The following is a 14,586-nucleotide window of genomic DNA, read 5'->3' as shown; positions in this document are numbered from 1 at the left end:
TGTATGATGCGTCCGAACATCCTGGGTACCGAACACACCATGCCGAGAAAAGTACGGACGGTCGACGCAGCGTCGAAGAGCGAGGTGCACGACATCGAGAAGGGCATCACGCGCCGCCTGGCTCCCGAAGTGCGGGAGCGCCAGATCGTGCTGAAGGCCATCGACCACTTCGCCACGCACGGCTTCTCCGGCAGCACCCGCGAACTCGCGCGCCAACTCGGCGTGACCCAGCCGCTTCTCTACCGCTATTTCCCGAGCAAGGAAGCCTTGATCGACCGCGTGTACGAAGAGGTCTATCAATGGGACACGAGTTGGGAAAGCCTGATCAAGGACCGCTCCGTGCCGATTCAGGAACGGATGATCAGGTTCTACTCGTCGTACGCCGGCGTGATCCTGCGGCGCGAATGGATCCGGATTTTCATCTTCGCCGGTTTGACGCGCGAAGGCATCAACTCCAAATATCTGTCGCGGCTGCGCGAACACGTGTTCCTGCCCGTCATGGCGGAAATCCGCTCCGCCTACGACCTCCCGGCTTCGTCCAGCACGAAGCAGCGCGAGATCGACCTGGAGCTGATCTGGAGCCTGCACGCCAGCATCTTCTATCTCGGCGTCCGGAAATGGATCTACGGACTGCCGGTCAGCGACAACGTCGAAGACCACATCGCGCGCCAGGTCGACGCCTTCCTCAATGGCGTGCCTGAAGCGCTCAAGCACGTACCGAAAGCCTCCAGCAAGGCCAAAGCCTGACGCCGGCCGGCACCACAGCCGGCCACTAGCTGCATCGCCCATCGCGCAACGCTCCTTTGCGTTTTCCAGCGAATTTTCCAGCGAATTTTCCAGGGTAAACACCGCCGTTACGCCGCTTTCTCCCGCCGAAGAATTCGCCTACTATTTATCCATCGATCACTAATCGAACGATAAATAGCATAGTAGGAGTTCCTTATGCCTGTGTCAAAACTTGCGCACTACTCGATCCGCACGATGGATCTCGAGCAATCCTGTCGTTTCTACGAGCGGATCCTCGGTTTCAAGCGGGGCTACCGCCCGCCCTTCGACTTTCCGGGCGCGTGGCTTTACAAGGGTGGCGATGAGGCCGACTTCGGCACCGTCCACATCATTGGCGTCGATCCGGACAATCCCGCCGGGCTCACCGCCTATCTCGGCGACAAGGCATTGCCCGCCACCGGAACCGGCACGGTCGACCACATCGCGTTTCTTGCGACGGGTGTCGAAGACATGTGGAAGACCTTGCAAGCGGAAGGCGTGGCCTGGCGCGATCGCACGGTGCCGAGCCTCGGCCTGCATCAGGTGTTCATCGAGGACCCGTCCGGCGTGACCATCGAACTGAATTTCCCCGCAGAAGAAGTCACCGGTCTGGCCGAAGCCCATCCGGCCTTCGATCGCGCATCCATCAACGCAGGAGAGTAATCGTGACCAATCCTTCCGCACGTTCAAAAGCAATCATCGTCGGTGGCTCGCTGGGCGGCCTGTTTGCGGCCAATCTGCTGGTCCGCAATGGCTGGGATGTCGACATATTCGAGCGCGTTCCTGAAGAACTGGCCGGCCGCGGCGCCGGCATCGTCACCCATCCCGAGTTATTCGACGCCATGACCGCAGCCGGCATCGCAATCGACGACTCGATCGGCGTCAAAGTGCAGTCGCGCGTGACATTCGCGCAGAGCGGCGCGGTGTTGTCCGAGCGCGAACTGCCGCAGACCCTGACCGCGTGGGGCAAGATGTATCACGTGCTGCGCGCGGCGCTGCCCGACGTCCACTACCATGCCGGCGGCACCGTCGTATCCGTGGAAGACGGAGCCGATCAGGCAAGCGTGTCGCTCAGTGACGGCACCGTATTGCGCGCCGACCTCGTGATTGCTGCGGACGGTTTCAAGTCGGCGATTCGCGAGCGGTTCCTGCCTGACGTGAAGCTTCAGTATGCCGGCTATGTCGCATGGCGCGGCCTTGTCGACGAAGCGTCGCTGTCGCGAGCCACGCGCGAGGCGCTGTTCGACAAGTTTGCCTTCTGCCTGCCGCCGCGCGAACAGATTCTCGGCTATCCGGTTGCCGGCCAAGGCAACAGCACGACTCCGGGCGAGCGCCGCTACAACTTCGTCTGGTATCGCGCGACGAGCGAAGACATCCAGTTGCCGAACCTGCTGACCGATGAATCCGGCAAACGCTGGGTGGGTGGCATTCCGCCAACGCTGATTCGCCGCGAGGTGCTCGCCGACATGGAAGACGCGGCGCTCACGCTGCTCGCGCCGCAATTCGGCGAAGTGGTGACCAAATCGGCGCAACCGCTCTTTCAACCCATCTTCGACCTCGAAGTGCCGCACATGGCGTTCGGCCGGGTTGCCTTGTTGGGCGACGCCGCGTTCGTCGCGCGGCCGCACTGCGGCATGGGCGTCACCAAAGCGGCGAGCGATGCGATGGCGCTAGTCAGCGCGTTGAAGAGTCATGCAGACGTTCAGGACGCACTCGCGGAGTACAGCAGCGTGCGCACCCAAGTCGGCGCGGCCATCGTCCAGCACGCGCGCCATCTCGGCGCTTACATGCAGGCGCAATTGAAAACCGAGGTCGACCGTGAAATGGCCGAGCGCTATCGCACGCCCGATGCGGTGATGCGCGAGACCGCAGTACCTGCACATTTTTAAATGTTCGTTGTGCTTGCGGTGGGTTCGATCCACTCTTGCAGCACCGATAAGAAGTCGTTTCGAAAGGAGACCAAGTGGAACATGGCGCCCCAACCTATCCGATGAGCGCGCAGCACGTCGCCAGCGACCCGCCGCCCCCGGCAAATCCGCTGCTCGACGATCCGCACTTTCGCGCACTTGTGCGAGCGCGACGCACGTTCTCGTGGACGCTCACGATCCTGATGCTGGCTGTGTACTTTGCCTTCATTCTCACGCTTGCGTTCGCACCGGCGCTGCTCGGCCGGCCGATCGTCGACGGCTATCCGGCAACGTGGGGAATTCCGGTCGGCTTCGGCATGTTCGTCTTTACGTTCGCGCTGGTCGCGGTGTATGTCGCGCGAGCCAATACCACCCAGGACCGCGCCGTGAATGAAATCCGGCAAGGAGCACGGCAATGAAACGGAATTCTCAACTGCATGGGCGGTTGTCGAGCGCACTGCTTGTCGGAGCCCTTACCGCCCTTACTGCCATCACCGCCCTGCCCGCCGCTGCGGCCGAAACCGCAGCGCCGGCGCGATCGCACAATCCCATCGCGATCGGCATGTTCCTGCTATTCGTCGCGTCGACGCTGTTCATCACGCGCTGGGCGGCAAAAAAGAACCACAGCGTGTCCGATCACTATGCGGCCGGCGGCAAGATCACCGCCTTCCAGAACGGCTGGGCGATCGCCGGCGACTATATGTCCGCCGCTTCGCTGCTCGGCATATCCGCGCTGGTTTTCACGAGCGGCTATGACGGTCTGATCTATTCAATCGGCTTTCTCGCCAGTTGGCCCATCATTCTCTTTCTGATTGCCGAACCGCTGCGCAATCTCGGGCGCTATACGCTGGCCGACGTCGTGTCCTATCGACTGCAACAGCGGCCGATCCGCGCCTTCGCCGCCTCGAGCTCGATCGTCATCGTGCTGCTCTATCTCGTCTCGCAGATGGTCGGCGCCGGCAAGCTTGTCGAGTTGCTGTTCGGTTTCAACTATACGGTCGCGGTCGTGATGGTCGGCGTACTGATGGTGGTGTACGTGTTTTTCGGCGGCATGCTCGCCACGACATGGATTCAGATCATCAAGGCAGCCTTGCTGCTTGCGGGTGCGGCCTTCATGGCGTTCATGGTGCTCAGCCGCTTCGGCTTCAGTCTGAATGCCCTCTTCTCGCAGGCGATCCTCGCGCACCCCAAGCATGCCGCGATCATGAGGCCGGGCGGACTTGTATCGGATCCGGTTTCCGCCGTCTCGCTCGGGTTGGCGTTGATCTTCGGCACGGCCGGATTGCCGCACATCCTGATGCGGTTTTTCACGGTGGGCAACGCGAAGGCAGCCAGAAAAAGCATTCTGTACGCGACGGGCATTGTCGGCATTGGCTACGCGCTGATCATCATCATCGGCTTCGGCACGATTGCGCTGGTTGCGACCGATCCGCAATATCACACGGCCTCCGGCGCGGTGATCGGCGGCGTGAACATGGTAGCCATCCATCTCGCGCACGCAGTAGGCGGCAACGTGTTTCTCGGCTTCATCTGCGCGGTCGCCTTCTCGACGATTCTCGCGGTTGTCGCAGGCCTGACGCTCGCCGGATCCTCGGCGGTCTCGCATGACCTGTACGCGAATGTGATTCGCCGCGGTTCTGCTACGGACCGCGAAGAAATGCACATGTCGCGGATCACCACGCTTGTGCTCGGCGTGCTCGCCATTCTGCTGGGCATTGCCTTCGAGAAGCAGAACATCGCGTTCATCGTCAGTCTGACTTTCTCGATTGCGGCCAGCTCGAACTTTCCGGTCCTGCTTCTTTCGATTTACTGGCGCGGCTTGACCACGCGAGGCGCGGTGCTCGGCGGCTCGCTCGGGCTGATCACGGCGGTGACCTTGACGATCCTCAGCCCGACAGTCTGGGTGCAGGTGCTGGGACACGCGCATGCGATCTACCCGTACGAATACCCGGCGCTCTTCTCGATGATCGTTGCCTTCGCCGGCGTGTTCTTTTTCTCGATCACCGACAGCTCGCCACGTGGCGTACGCGAACGTGCGTTGTATGGCAACCAGCTCGTCGACTGCGAGCTCGGCATGGTGAAGCGCGGGTAAGGCTTTGGCGCGTTGCCGATCCTGATGGGCCGCATCGACGCGGGCTGGACGGTACGTCCGGAAACACGGCGGCTGGCGCAAAAGCCGAGTAGCTATCTGCGCCGCTTCAGCTATGACACGGTCTCGCATTCCGGATCGAAAGCATGGCGAAAGGCCGCTCGATACCGTGGCTAATTTTTCTTAATTTTCCTGAACGGAAGGGCTTGTACGCCGGCTCGGACACATACTGATCGGATCGATGGCAAATGAGACTCGCCATGAAAAACGCATCCGTCACGCCTGAGGCCATTCGCTCATGAAAATTGCCATTGCGGGTGGCTCGATAGCAGGACTCGCCTGCGCTTTGACGCTGACGTGCACGGGTCACGAGGTGCTCGTCTATGAGCGTTCTGCGGCACCGCTTCGCGGTCGCGGCGGCGGCGTCGTGGTGCTGCGGCGGATGCTGCGTTTTCTCGAAGAGCACGGCCATCGAACCCGCGAGATGCTCTCGGTGCCGACGCACCGGCGGCGCTGGATCGATATCGACGGCCACGTGACACGCGACGACCCGGAGCTGCTGCCGTTCTCATCGTGGGACGCCGTCTACCGGTCGCTGTGCAGCATGCTGCCGCCCGGCGCGGTTCACTACGGGCACACCGTCGCGAGCGTCGCCGAAGACGCGGACGGCCTCGAACTCCGTTTCGCGGACGGCCCGCCACCGGCGCACGCGGACATTCTGATCGCCGCCGACGGCACCGGCTCACGGCTTCGCGCGATGCTGTTTCCCGGCAACGCTTCGTCGTACGCGGGCTACATCGCCTGGCGTGGCCTAGTGAATGAAAGCGCCTTCAAGCGTGCCGACATCGCCGATCTGATCGAGAACATGACGTTGTGCCGCTCGCAAGCCGAACTGTTCATGACGTTTCTGATTCCAGCGTTGGACGGTTCGCTCGAACCGGGCACGCGCCGGTTCAATTGGCTCTGGTACAGGAACGAATCCGACGCGTCGTCGATCAACTCGTTTCTGACCGGCCGCGACGGGCAACGGCACAACGTATCGGTTGCGCCGGGCGAACTGTCGGCGCAGTCACTGGCGCACCTGCATCGCGCGGCGCACGATAGGCTTCCACGCATCTTGTCGCAACTGGTGGCGGCGACCGACGCTCCGTTCCTGCAAGCCATCTCAGACGCGCTGAGTCCGTCTTTCGCCAAGGGACGCATTGCTCTCGTGGGCGACGCAGCGTGCACGCTGCGGCCTCACACGGGCTCAGGCACCTCGAAAGCCGCCGACGACGCCGCGAGCCTCGCACAAGCGCTAGCCGAGCCGGCGCAGAACGTCGTGCACGTACTCGCCGACTGGGCCACAGCGCGGCGCGCCGCCGTCGAGCCCCTGCTCCTCAAGGGCCCACAACTTGCCCAGTCGTTCGGGCTCGGCTCGCCATAGCGCTCGATCCGGCGATCCGGCGCTTCACTAGAGCGTGTTAGGCACTTCCAATCTGAAGCATCGCATCGCGTACCAGCTCACGCTGGGGCTTTGCCACCGCTCCTTTTCTCGATAACGACCACAACGCCTCGCCACAAGACTTGCATTGCATCCGGTCGAGAAAGACGGCACCCAATTGAAGCCCATTGGCGTCGACGTCGACGCGAAAACGCGCACGTGGATCGACTTCCTCGACACTCACCTGCCCGCGATGATCGCGCGTGACCAAGCCACGCTCGTTGAATTCACGCACACGGGGCCGGTCGATACGCCGGATCTCCGCTAACCGGCACCGGTGCGCTCCAACGGTTTCACTCAGGTATCGATCACAATGCCTTCCTCACAGGCACCTTAATCTGCGGTTATTCCTTACATAAACTTCGGATCACGGAATGCGACAACGTGTTCGCACCGGCCCAATACCAATGTGAGGTAAGTGAAAATGAAGTCCCTCGTTCAGACCATTGTCGTCGCCGCAGCACTCACTGCGCCTGTCGTGTCGTTCGCGCAATCGAATTCGCACATCACACGTGATCAGGTGCGCGCCGAGTTGATCCAGCTTGAACAGGCCGGATATCGCGTCGGCGTCGGCGACGCATACTACCCCGATGCCATCCAGGCCGCGGAGGCACGTGTGTCGGCACAAAACAGCGCGGCAACGGGCTACGGTGGCGTTAGCAGCGGTTCGTCGAACGCGCGGCGTGGAAATCCGATCTTTCTCGCGACGATTCCGCGCCATGGTCAAGAGCTATAAATTTTGTCGGCACGACCGCATGAGAGAGGCATTCGGCGAGATTATCGTGGGCCGGGAATACGATGTTAGGCGAGGCTTCAGCTAACAACTGAGGGATTCCATGCAATCCGCAAGCGAACTGGTGTATGTGGTTGACGACGACAGACGGGTACGGGAAGCACTCTCTACGCTGCTGCGCGCAAACGGAAGAGACGTCCGCGCATTTAACTCCGGAAGTGAGTTTCTGGACACACCGCGTCAAAAGGTTGTTGCATGTCTGATTCTGGAATTGAGGATGCCAGGCATGAATGGGTTGGAAGTCCAGAAGCTTCTCGGCATGGAATCTCCGATTCCAGTCATTTTTATTACTGGAAGGGGAGATGTGCCCTCCACGGTCTTGGCCATGAAGGGCGGGGCTGTTGACCTCCTCACAAAGCCGCTCGATGCAGATGCATTGATGCGCGCGGTCGATGCGGCCCTCGCCAGGGCGCACGTTCTTCGCAAGGAGACAGAGAATGCAGCGATGCTCCAGGCTCTCTATCAATCGCTGACGCCTCGTGAGCAGGAAGTGTTTCCGTTAATCGCAAGTGGCCTGCTCAACAAGCAGGCGGCAGCGGTACTTGGTATCACCGAATACACCGTGCAGGTACACCGCGGCAACATAATGAGAAAAATGCAGGCGGATTCATTTGCCACTCTGGTCAGGCAGGCAAGCAAACTGGAGCTCAAAACATCAACAACGAAGAGGTTAACAGCCCCTTCCGCTCATTAGAGCGGTAGCCGCAGAACCGTACGTGCGAGTTTCCCCGCATACGCCTCGCGCACGGCATTAAACATCGCATGGATGCCGGTTGCGTCATCGCACACGCAAATCTTCGCCAACGTCACATCATCGAATCGTCCCGTTACCGGAGCAAGGACGCTTAACCGTAGCCCAACCGGTCTCTCACAAGCTGTCTATATGAACGCGTCCCATTTGAGCAAGCGATCGTGTGTTTCTGACAGACAGGATGGGTTGCAGCTCTTTATCCGTACATGGACTCCCGCCTACGAGCAAGCGTGGTTTGCATTTTTTGAAGGTCACGACTGCGTCCGTACATTCGGCTTTTGATGTACCTGCTTTCGGCACTAGCCATCATGGATGTTTGCGCGCCTGCTCCTCATCGGCCTGCTGGCTTCATACTGCAACCGTCTGCCATCCATCGTGAATGTCGGAAGCCGGAAGCGTCGACGATTGAGCAGCGCTCGCGTGGCTGACGCAGACCACCATCGTCGCGGACGCGCAGAGCCGTATCCAAAGTGCCTAACACGCTCTAGAAATCCTTCCCCCTCCCTACTTCACCCTATACGCGCGGATTAGCGGCGTGAATGCATTGATGAATGCAGCACCCGTATGTAGGGATGGCGCGAGCTCGCCGCTGACCGTATTGTCTTCACATCAGGCAAGACGTGTTGCCGAGTTCAACCGGATTCAGGAGCCAAGCGACTATGGACAGGATTTTCAGCATGCGCGTGTTCTCGCGGGTCGCGGAGACCGGCAACTTCAGCGTGGTTGCAAAACATATGGAATGCAGTGCCGGCAATATTTCTCGCGCGGTGGTGTCGCTCGAGGAGCATCTTCGTATGCGGTTGCTGCAACGAACGACTCGCCACGTCTCGCTTACGGAGTGCGGCGAGCGGTACTACCACCGCTGCAAGAAGATTCTGGCCGACCTCGACGACGCGGAGGCCGAGGCCAGCGATGCCCACACGCTGCCGCGCGGCAGATTGAGAGTTCACGCCGTACCCGACATTGGTCTGAAACAGTTGACGTCCACCATCGTCGAATACCGGCAGGCCTTCCCGGCGGTCTCCGTCGATCTGAAACTGCTGCCACGCATGGCGAATCTGGTCGAGGACGAGTTCGATGTGTCGATCGTGTCGGCGTCGGCGCTGCCGGACTCTCGCAATGTGAGCAAGCTCATAGGACGCTGCGAGCGCACGCTGGTCGCGGCTCCGGAATATCTCGCACGGCATCCCATTGCTACAGTGAGCGACCTGCCGAACCACACACTCATGCATACCAGTTCGAGCTTCGATCCGCCCTCCGGGTGGCTCGCCGAAATCGCCCGGCATGCCACAGCCGGCGCGGAGCTGGCGGGGCAATTCGTCGTCGACAACATGCAGGCGCTCAGAGTCGCGCTGCTCGCGGGCGCCGGGGTCGGCGTGGTACCCACTTATTCGGTCGTGGACGATATCAAAGAGGGAAAACTCGTTCAGCTATTTCCAGAGTACCCGCTTCAAACAATCAACGTTTTTGTCATGTATCCGTCCCGTCGATTCGTCGACGCGAAGATCAAGACGTTCGTTGAATTCCTGACTGTGTCGCTAAAAGAAAAACTCGATTTGCGGATTGAAAATCTGGCGGCCGTTGACTCATCTGTTAACTCATCCGGACATGCCCAAGCGGTGCTGCAATCCTGATTCGCGCCGCCCCTCGAAAGCGAGTTGAAGGAAATTAATCTCCTGAAAGCCGAACCTTAATGAAAATTAATAATTGACGCCGGTATTTTCGAGATAATTGCGCAGTAACGCTGACGATCACCCTCTCCAGCTTTTGGCCAAGCGAACTGGCATGCAACCGTAGCGCGACGAACGGAGGTGACGGATCATGTTTAGCGGTGCAGAAACTTCCACCGCCACGGTAGCTCGGCAGAAGGACTCGCTGGGATGTCTGTCGAATCAGTTGCATAAGGACCTGGAACTTCACACGGGTGAATTCACGTTTTATCGCAAATGCAGACACCACGAGAAGACCAGTGAAGTTGTAACGCCGGCGTCGAATCGCGGCTTCCTGATCGGCGTTTCGCTGACAGCGGGACACCACAGGCGCATTATTTCAGGGAACCGGTCGGCGTCGCACGACTTCGAGAAAGATTCGGTCTACATACGTAACTTCGAAGAAGACTACCGGGCCGACTTGCATGGCGCTTTCGATTTCGTGCTGGTGGAGCTGTCGCGTGCTTTTATCGCCAACGTCTGCTACGAGCGAACCGGCAAGGCCATCGAGGGTTTTTCGTCGCCGTCGGGCCAGAAAGACCCCATCTTCGGCCACCTCGCACAAGTATTAGCCCTGACACTGGATTGCCAGAGCGAAGCAAGCCCACTCTTTGTCGAGCAGCTGGGTATGACGATCGGGACACATCTGATCGACCGGTACGGCAATGCGCCGGCCCAATCGAACAGGAAAGGCCCGCGGCTCTCGAGTCTGCACGAAACGCGCGCCAAAGACATGCTGCTCGCGAAGGCTGAGGGCAATGTTTCGCTTGGTGAGATCGCGAACGCCTGCAACCTGTCGCGCAGCTACTTCATCCGGGCGTTTCGCGAAACCACGCATCGCACGCCGCATCAATGGTTACTGGAGCGGCGCATCGATCGCGCGCGCGAATTGCTCCGGCATTCCGACTCGTCGCTGTCGGACATCGCCATCGCATGCGGTTTCTCCGATCAAAGCCACTTCACGCGAACCTTCTCGCAACTGGTCGGCACACCGCCGGGCACCTGGCGCCGACAGTGAGACAGTGAGACAGTGAGACAGCAAGGATAACTTTGCAGTATGCGGCAATCTTATTCTTGCGCCCGTCTCGTGGCGCGATAAGGGACGTGGCTCAACAGCGAAAGCCGGTTTGCAAGCATAACTTTGCACTTTGTCCAAATGATCAGCATTTCTTTGCACATTGGTCGCTGCGCCCCAACCGGCACGTGTGGCCGACGCCGATGCATATCGCTGTTTCTTTTTTTTGTCGAGGCGGCCACACGACGAGGCTCGCTGGCAGACGGCAGTCGGCCAACTCCGGACACCGCGCTTCCGGCCATGACCTAACTCTCATCAACATAATGCCTGATAAACGCGCCTGTTCAAGATGTCTTGCCCGTGCGCTTAAGTGTCTTCTCAAGGTAGTTGTTGAAGGCCGTCTGTAGGATCGTTCCTGCATCGAGGATGCATTGCGCCTGGTCAGCCACCGGTGCGCTAGGGACGACGGAGTACATCGGATTGGTTGATGCAACAGCGATAACGCGATCCGTAATCTGCCGGTCGAGATCGCTGTAATGAAGACCGCCGCCATTGATCATTACGGGCACGCCATCGGCCAGAGCCACAGAAGACACGAGCCCAAAAATCAACGCAGTCGCTAGCTTGCGGATCTTCATTGCATCATCCTCCATGCCGGTTGAATGGCAGAAGTCTATGCGGTTTGCCCTTCGTCCACCATAGGCGCGACGGCAATCCGTGGACTTCCGCTTCGGGTCGCGTGCCGCCGATCGCCGACAGGCAGGGACCGGCCATGAAGTGTCATTCGTCGGCACCATTCTTCGGACGGTCAGGCGGCGGTTCCATGCAGCAAGCGGCCATTCGATTAGCGGCGACGAATGTTGCTTCATTGGCCGTTCGATATCCTGAGGGAGTGGACGCGGCGTCTGCTTTCTGGTTTGATGGATGTACGTCGACGCCCCTGAACGTGTAACCTCAGTGCGATGCACACGGCTTCCAGGCTCGAGATCTCAAGCTGACGTCAAACGTCACATTCGCGACTCCCGGACAAGGTCGCGGTCTCCGGTGGGTACGACGATCAATGTGGGCGAGGTCTACGCACATCTTGTCCGCGATGTTCGTGAGGGCACCTACAGCCCCATCGCGCTGCACGCTCGCCACTTCCTGGCGGTGACGAGGTCACTGCCAGGAAGCTGCGCAGGGAGCCACGCGCGACTGCCGGCTATTGACTGTGCTGAGCGGACGCTCGTGCCTTCGAGGCGCCTATAGGAGCTATGGTCCCAAACAGTCCATTGACCTCCTTGTTAGGACCTGCCGAGAAGTACAACGCGTCCGAGCTCGAGTTGCGGCCGCCACCGAGTGTCAGAGTCCACAGGCCGTCGATAGCCAGTGGATTGCGGTACGCATCCTCCAGCTGATCGACGAACGTGCCGTCATCGTTGAAGACATTGATTCGGCCATCGCCGAAGTTGCCAATCAGGATTTTTCCGCTGGAAGCGGCCGAATGCAAACGATGCGCGCGTGATTCCCCAGGGCGAGTTGAGCGCCCCTCGGCTGGCGAAGCGGCGCAGCAGGTGGCCGTCTGTATCGAATACATCGACGAATCCATGACCTCTGCCTGCAACATCGTCGTGCTTCTGATCGTTCTGCTGCGCATAGGTGACGAAAAGGTCGCCATCGATGTTCGCGATGCCAAACGGCGCGTAGCCGGCCGGGATGTCCGGGTCGGTGAAGCCGCCGTCCGTCGTCGCGGACGTGAACAAGCCGTTCGTACCGCCGTTTGGCCCGAATACATCGATCCGACCCGAGCGGAAGTTCGTCGCAAACAGGAATCCTCCTTTCGCGTTCACACCAAAGACGAGACCCTTGTAGACGGCCCCGCTGGCGGCGGATGGAGAGGACGAGTTATCGACCGCGATCACGGCGTTGGTCGGCGGATTCAACCCACCGGCCCAAGCGGAAATCGTGCCATCCTCGGTCGCGAAGATGAATGCGGCCGGGATCGTGGTACCTGGCACGAGAAACGCCGATGAGGGATTCCACACGATTCCGGTCGGCGCCGCAGGCGCGGGATTCGGTGGATTGTTGGGAAAGACGGGATGACAGGCGCTGGCCGGTATGACATTGCCTGGCAGCGGGATGGAGACCTGCAGCGCCACCTTTGCCCCCTCGCCGTCATACAGCGTGGAGCAGCCTGTGGCATTGTCGTTGATCCAGAATGGACTTGCTGCCGGACTAAAGGCAATACCCCAAGCGTTCTGTAGTACCCCGTCGACCTTCGGGGCGGCGCCTGCCAGGTTGGACACGAGTGGTGTGACGACGTAAGCATCATCGTCAGCGGCATGCCCGATTGTGAAGCCGGCGGCGAGGACGATCACGGCCGCCGCTTTGAGAGCCCAAGAGACCTGTGACATGACTACCCTCCTTAGTCTGACTGGTGAGAAATTGCTCCGCGAGTAGGCGCCAGAGGAGGCTAAACGACAGCTGTCCTTCAAATATTCCCGCTATCCTTTAAAAAATTCCACTTGCCACACGGTCGAATGACGCGATAGGGCCTCGGCCCTTCGACTTGATTCATGGATCAGAACGTGCTTTAAGTGCTTTAAGCAATACTTTGAGTGAGTCACGATAAATTCACGGCACTGTCACAGAACTCGAGCGGTGAATTTACCGACGCCGCCTGGCCGTTCAGTTCGCTCGCACAAAGTAAGTCTATCCCCAGCAACCGTGTACCAATTCGGTGCTGACTTTGGATACCTTGGCGCCCAACATTAAGTGGACGCGACCGTCGCCTTCATGACCCAGCCGTTTCAAGGCGACTTCGCCGAGTGTTTACGTGGCTCGCTGTGTCATACCTTTCTGCCGCGAGTAGCCGTTGGACTTCGAAAACAGCCGTTGCCGTCGCGCAGACTCGAATGACGGCAAGGGGTCGAACCCGGACGGTCTTACCTGAAAACTCTCGGGGCCGGGTACAGCCACGCGATGCTCACTATAAAACCGTTTGCGCTGTCCCTGGCGATACGACACGGAGGCAGATTCCGACCTGTGGGGAAGGTTCCCTGTCAGGCATTGTTCGCCGTCTGCTTGACCGTTCACCGCGCCCCCGTAGACTGGTCGGTCCATTTTGTGTCAACCACGTCGAGCATTCCGATATCCGGCACGCTGCCCAGCAATGACAGCGAATGCTTGGCGAGCTCCCGAGGAACATGACCCGTCAAGTGCGCAAACCTACCGCCGTTGTCGGGGAAGACGTCAAAAATGCCGAAGTGACGGTCGTCAAGGCGGATGGCAAACCAGGCAACGGTCTTGGGTTCCTGCTCCACGAGTGCTTGCGCGTCGCGAAGGAACTGCGCGACCTGTGACTCATGACCCGCCTTTGCCTTGAACGTGAGGAGCAGCGCCTTCGTGACCCGTTCGCCCGATGACGTTGCAGGCAACTTGTCGGCCAGGACGTCGAACTCCTGAATCAGCGGCGCCCCGGCAAACACGCTGCCGCCGGCATCCAACAGTGCTTGTGTAACTGGCCCCGCCAGATGCGCCTCGCGGCCGGCATCGTCTGCGAACACGTCGAAGATGCCGTACTCCGATCGCCCGAATCTGATCGCGAACCACGCGGTGGTTGCGGCTTCCGCCCGACCCATCGCGAGAGCCGAGCGCAGGACGTCTTCCGCCATGGCGTCGTCGTTGCCGGCCTTGACTTCCAACCTGACGAGCAGACCTTTAGTGCCCATGAGACACCTCCATTCGTGATCGACCGACCGTGAGCGCGTCGAGCGTGCAGTCCTTCGACGCTAACAAGCCAGCAGCGCCGCGCAGTAGATTATGTAAGAGCGCCGCACGCCGGGTGAGCCGCGCAAGCTCGAATTCCCCTCTAGCCTGGCGCCCCCGGTCAGGGACTCGTCTGCAGTATGCGCCGTCTGGCGCCCGGTGACCCGCGGAACTGTGGTCTGACGTGGCTCCGACTGTCCTGGTTAGAGCAATGCCAACATGCGTTGAACGACCGCTGCTACCATAGCTGAAGATCGGAGCCTACGTGTTGCGCCCGCGGCGATGCGGTTCCATGGGCGTCAGGTCGGTAACATGGCTTTCTACCAA

The 14,586-nt window shown here is 60.0% G+C and carries 13 protein-coding genes and 1 pseudogene; 11 read left to right on the top strand and 3 right to left on the bottom strand.

Translation table 11 applies throughout. From position 1 onward, the window contains the following. The first annotated feature begins 39 nt into the window (after positions 1–39). The 11 genes from GNZ13_RS03685 to GNZ13_RS03635 all read left to right on the top strand — a co-directional run bounded on the left by GNZ13_RS03685 (position 40) and on the right by GNZ13_RS03635 (position 10,515). Complete coding sequence (locus tag GNZ13_RS03685) at positions 40–747, top strand: TetR/AcrR family transcriptional regulator (RefSeq protein ID WP_172160602.1); 708 nt, start codon at positions 40–42, stop codon at positions 745–747. Between the two features lie 195 nt (positions 748–942). Next, on the top strand, positions 943–1,428 hold the full coding sequence (locus GNZ13_RS03680; protein ID WP_172160600.1) for a VOC family protein: 486 nt from the start codon (positions 943–945) through the stop codon (positions 1,426–1,428). Then, entirely contained in the window at positions 1,428–2,654 is a 1,227-nt protein-coding gene (locus GNZ13_RS03675) for an FAD binding domain-containing protein (RefSeq protein ID WP_407945603.1), read from the top strand. The genes GNZ13_RS03680 and GNZ13_RS03675 overlap by 1 nt, the downstream gene beginning before the upstream one ends. 101 nt (positions 2,655–2,755) lie before the next feature. Next, a complete protein-coding gene (locus tag GNZ13_RS03670) occupies positions 2,756–3,091 on the top strand; it encodes a DUF485 domain-containing protein (RefSeq protein WP_172160708.1) in 336 nt (111 codons plus the stop codon). Further along, entirely contained in the window at positions 3,088–4,764 is a 1,677-nt protein-coding gene (gene actP / locus GNZ13_RS03665; RefSeq protein WP_172160596.1) for a cation/acetate symporter ActP, read from the top strand. Before GNZ13_RS03670 ends, actP begins: the two co-directional genes overlap by 4 nt. A 295-nt stretch (positions 4,765–5,059) precedes the next feature. Then, the gene (locus tag GNZ13_RS03660) at positions 5,060–6,187 is read left to right on the top strand and encodes an FAD binding domain-containing protein (RefSeq protein WP_172160594.1); all 1,128 of its coding nucleotides are present in this window, start codon (positions 5,060–5,062) and stop codon (positions 6,185–6,187) included. A gap of 175 nt (positions 6,188–6,362) precedes the next feature. Continuing rightward, on the top strand, positions 6,363–6,512 hold the full coding sequence (locus GNZ13_RS03655) for a hypothetical protein (RefSeq protein WP_216674697.1): 150 nt from the start codon (positions 6,363–6,365) through the stop codon (positions 6,510–6,512). 156 nt (positions 6,513–6,668) lie between these two features. After that, positions 6,669–6,980 (top strand): DUF4148 domain-containing protein, encoded by a 312-nt coding sequence (locus tag GNZ13_RS03650; protein WP_172160592.1) that lies wholly within the window; start codon positions 6,669–6,671, stop codon positions 6,978–6,980. A gap of 100 nt (positions 6,981–7,080) precedes the next feature. Continuing rightward, positions 7,081–7,731, top strand: coding sequence for a response regulator transcription factor (locus tag GNZ13_RS03645; protein WP_172160590.1), 651 nt, complete (start codon positions 7,081–7,083; stop codon positions 7,729–7,731). 716 nt (positions 7,732–8,447) lie between these two features. Further along, a complete protein-coding gene (locus tag GNZ13_RS03640; RefSeq protein WP_172160588.1) occupies positions 8,448–9,422 on the top strand; it encodes a LysR family transcriptional regulator in 975 nt (324 codons plus the stop codon). Between the two features lie 187 nt (positions 9,423–9,609). Continuing rightward, positions 9,610–10,515: a helix-turn-helix domain-containing protein gene (locus GNZ13_RS03635; RefSeq protein ID WP_172160586.1), complete on the top strand. Its 906-nt coding sequence runs from the start codon at positions 9,610–9,612 to the stop codon at positions 10,513–10,515. A 341-nt stretch (positions 10,516–10,856) separates the two neighbouring features. On the opposite strand, the gene GNZ13_RS03630 is transcribed toward GNZ13_RS03635, so the two are convergent. From GNZ13_RS03630 to GNZ13_RS03620, 3 genes and pseudogenes are all read right to left on the bottom strand, one after another. Then, positions 10,857–11,381, bottom strand: a complete 525-nt coding sequence (locus tag GNZ13_RS03630; protein WP_172160584.1) for a hypothetical protein — start codon at positions 11,379–11,381, stop codon at positions 10,857–10,859. 332 nt (positions 11,382–11,713) lie between these two features. Continuing rightward, positions 11,714–12,905, bottom strand: a pseudogene (locus tag GNZ13_RS03625) (TIGR03118 family protein). 678 nt (positions 12,906–13,583) lie between these two features. Then, a complete protein-coding gene (locus GNZ13_RS03620) occupies positions 13,584–14,195 on the bottom strand; it encodes a putative quinol monooxygenase (RefSeq protein WP_236001788.1) in 612 nt (203 codons plus the stop codon). Between the last annotated feature and the right edge of the window lie 391 nt (positions 14,196–14,586).

The sequence above is a fragment of the Paraburkholderia elongata genome (assembly GCF_013177735.1).
Classification (GTDB): domain Bacteria; phylum Pseudomonadota; class Gammaproteobacteria; order Burkholderiales; family Burkholderiaceae; genus Paraburkholderia; species Paraburkholderia elongata.
The sequence above is the reverse complement of the archived record's forward strand: the minus strand, read 5'-3'. Positions and strand labels throughout refer to the sequence as shown.

Excerpts from the sequence above, each read along its gene's own strand:
- GNZ13_RS03685 (WP_172160602.1), top strand. The coding sequence starts at position 40 with ATGCCGAGAAAAGTACGGACGGTCGACGCAGCGTCGAAGAGCGAGGTG.
- GNZ13_RS03680 (WP_172160600.1), top strand. The coding sequence starts at position 943 with ATGCCTGTGTCAAAACTTGCGCACTACTCGATCCGCACGATGGATCTC.
- GNZ13_RS03670 (WP_172160708.1), top strand. The coding sequence starts at position 2,756 with ATGAGCGCGCAGCACGTCGCCAGCGACCCGCCGCCCCCGGCAAATCCG.
- actP (WP_172160596.1), top strand. The coding sequence starts at position 3,088 with ATGAAACGGAATTCTCAACTGCATGGGCGGTTGTCGAGCGCACTGCTT.
- GNZ13_RS03660 (WP_172160594.1), top strand. The coding sequence starts at position 5,060 with ATGAAAATTGCCATTGCGGGTGGCTCGATAGCAGGACTCGCCTGCGCT.
- GNZ13_RS03650 (WP_172160592.1), top strand. The coding sequence starts at position 6,669 with ATGAAGTCCCTCGTTCAGACCATTGTCGTCGCCGCAGCACTCACTGCG.
- GNZ13_RS03645 (WP_172160590.1), top strand. The coding sequence starts at position 7,081 with ATGCAATCCGCAAGCGAACTGGTGTATGTGGTTGACGACGACAGACGG.
- GNZ13_RS03640 (WP_172160588.1), top strand. The coding sequence starts at position 8,448 with ATGGACAGGATTTTCAGCATGCGCGTGTTCTCGCGGGTCGCGGAGACC.
- GNZ13_RS03635 (WP_172160586.1), top strand. The coding sequence starts at position 9,610 with ATGTTTAGCGGTGCAGAAACTTCCACCGCCACGGTAGCTCGGCAGAAG.
- GNZ13_RS03630 (WP_172160584.1), bottom strand. The coding sequence starts at position 11,381 with ATGAAGCAACATTCGTCGCCGCTAATCGAATGGCCGCTTGCTGCATGG.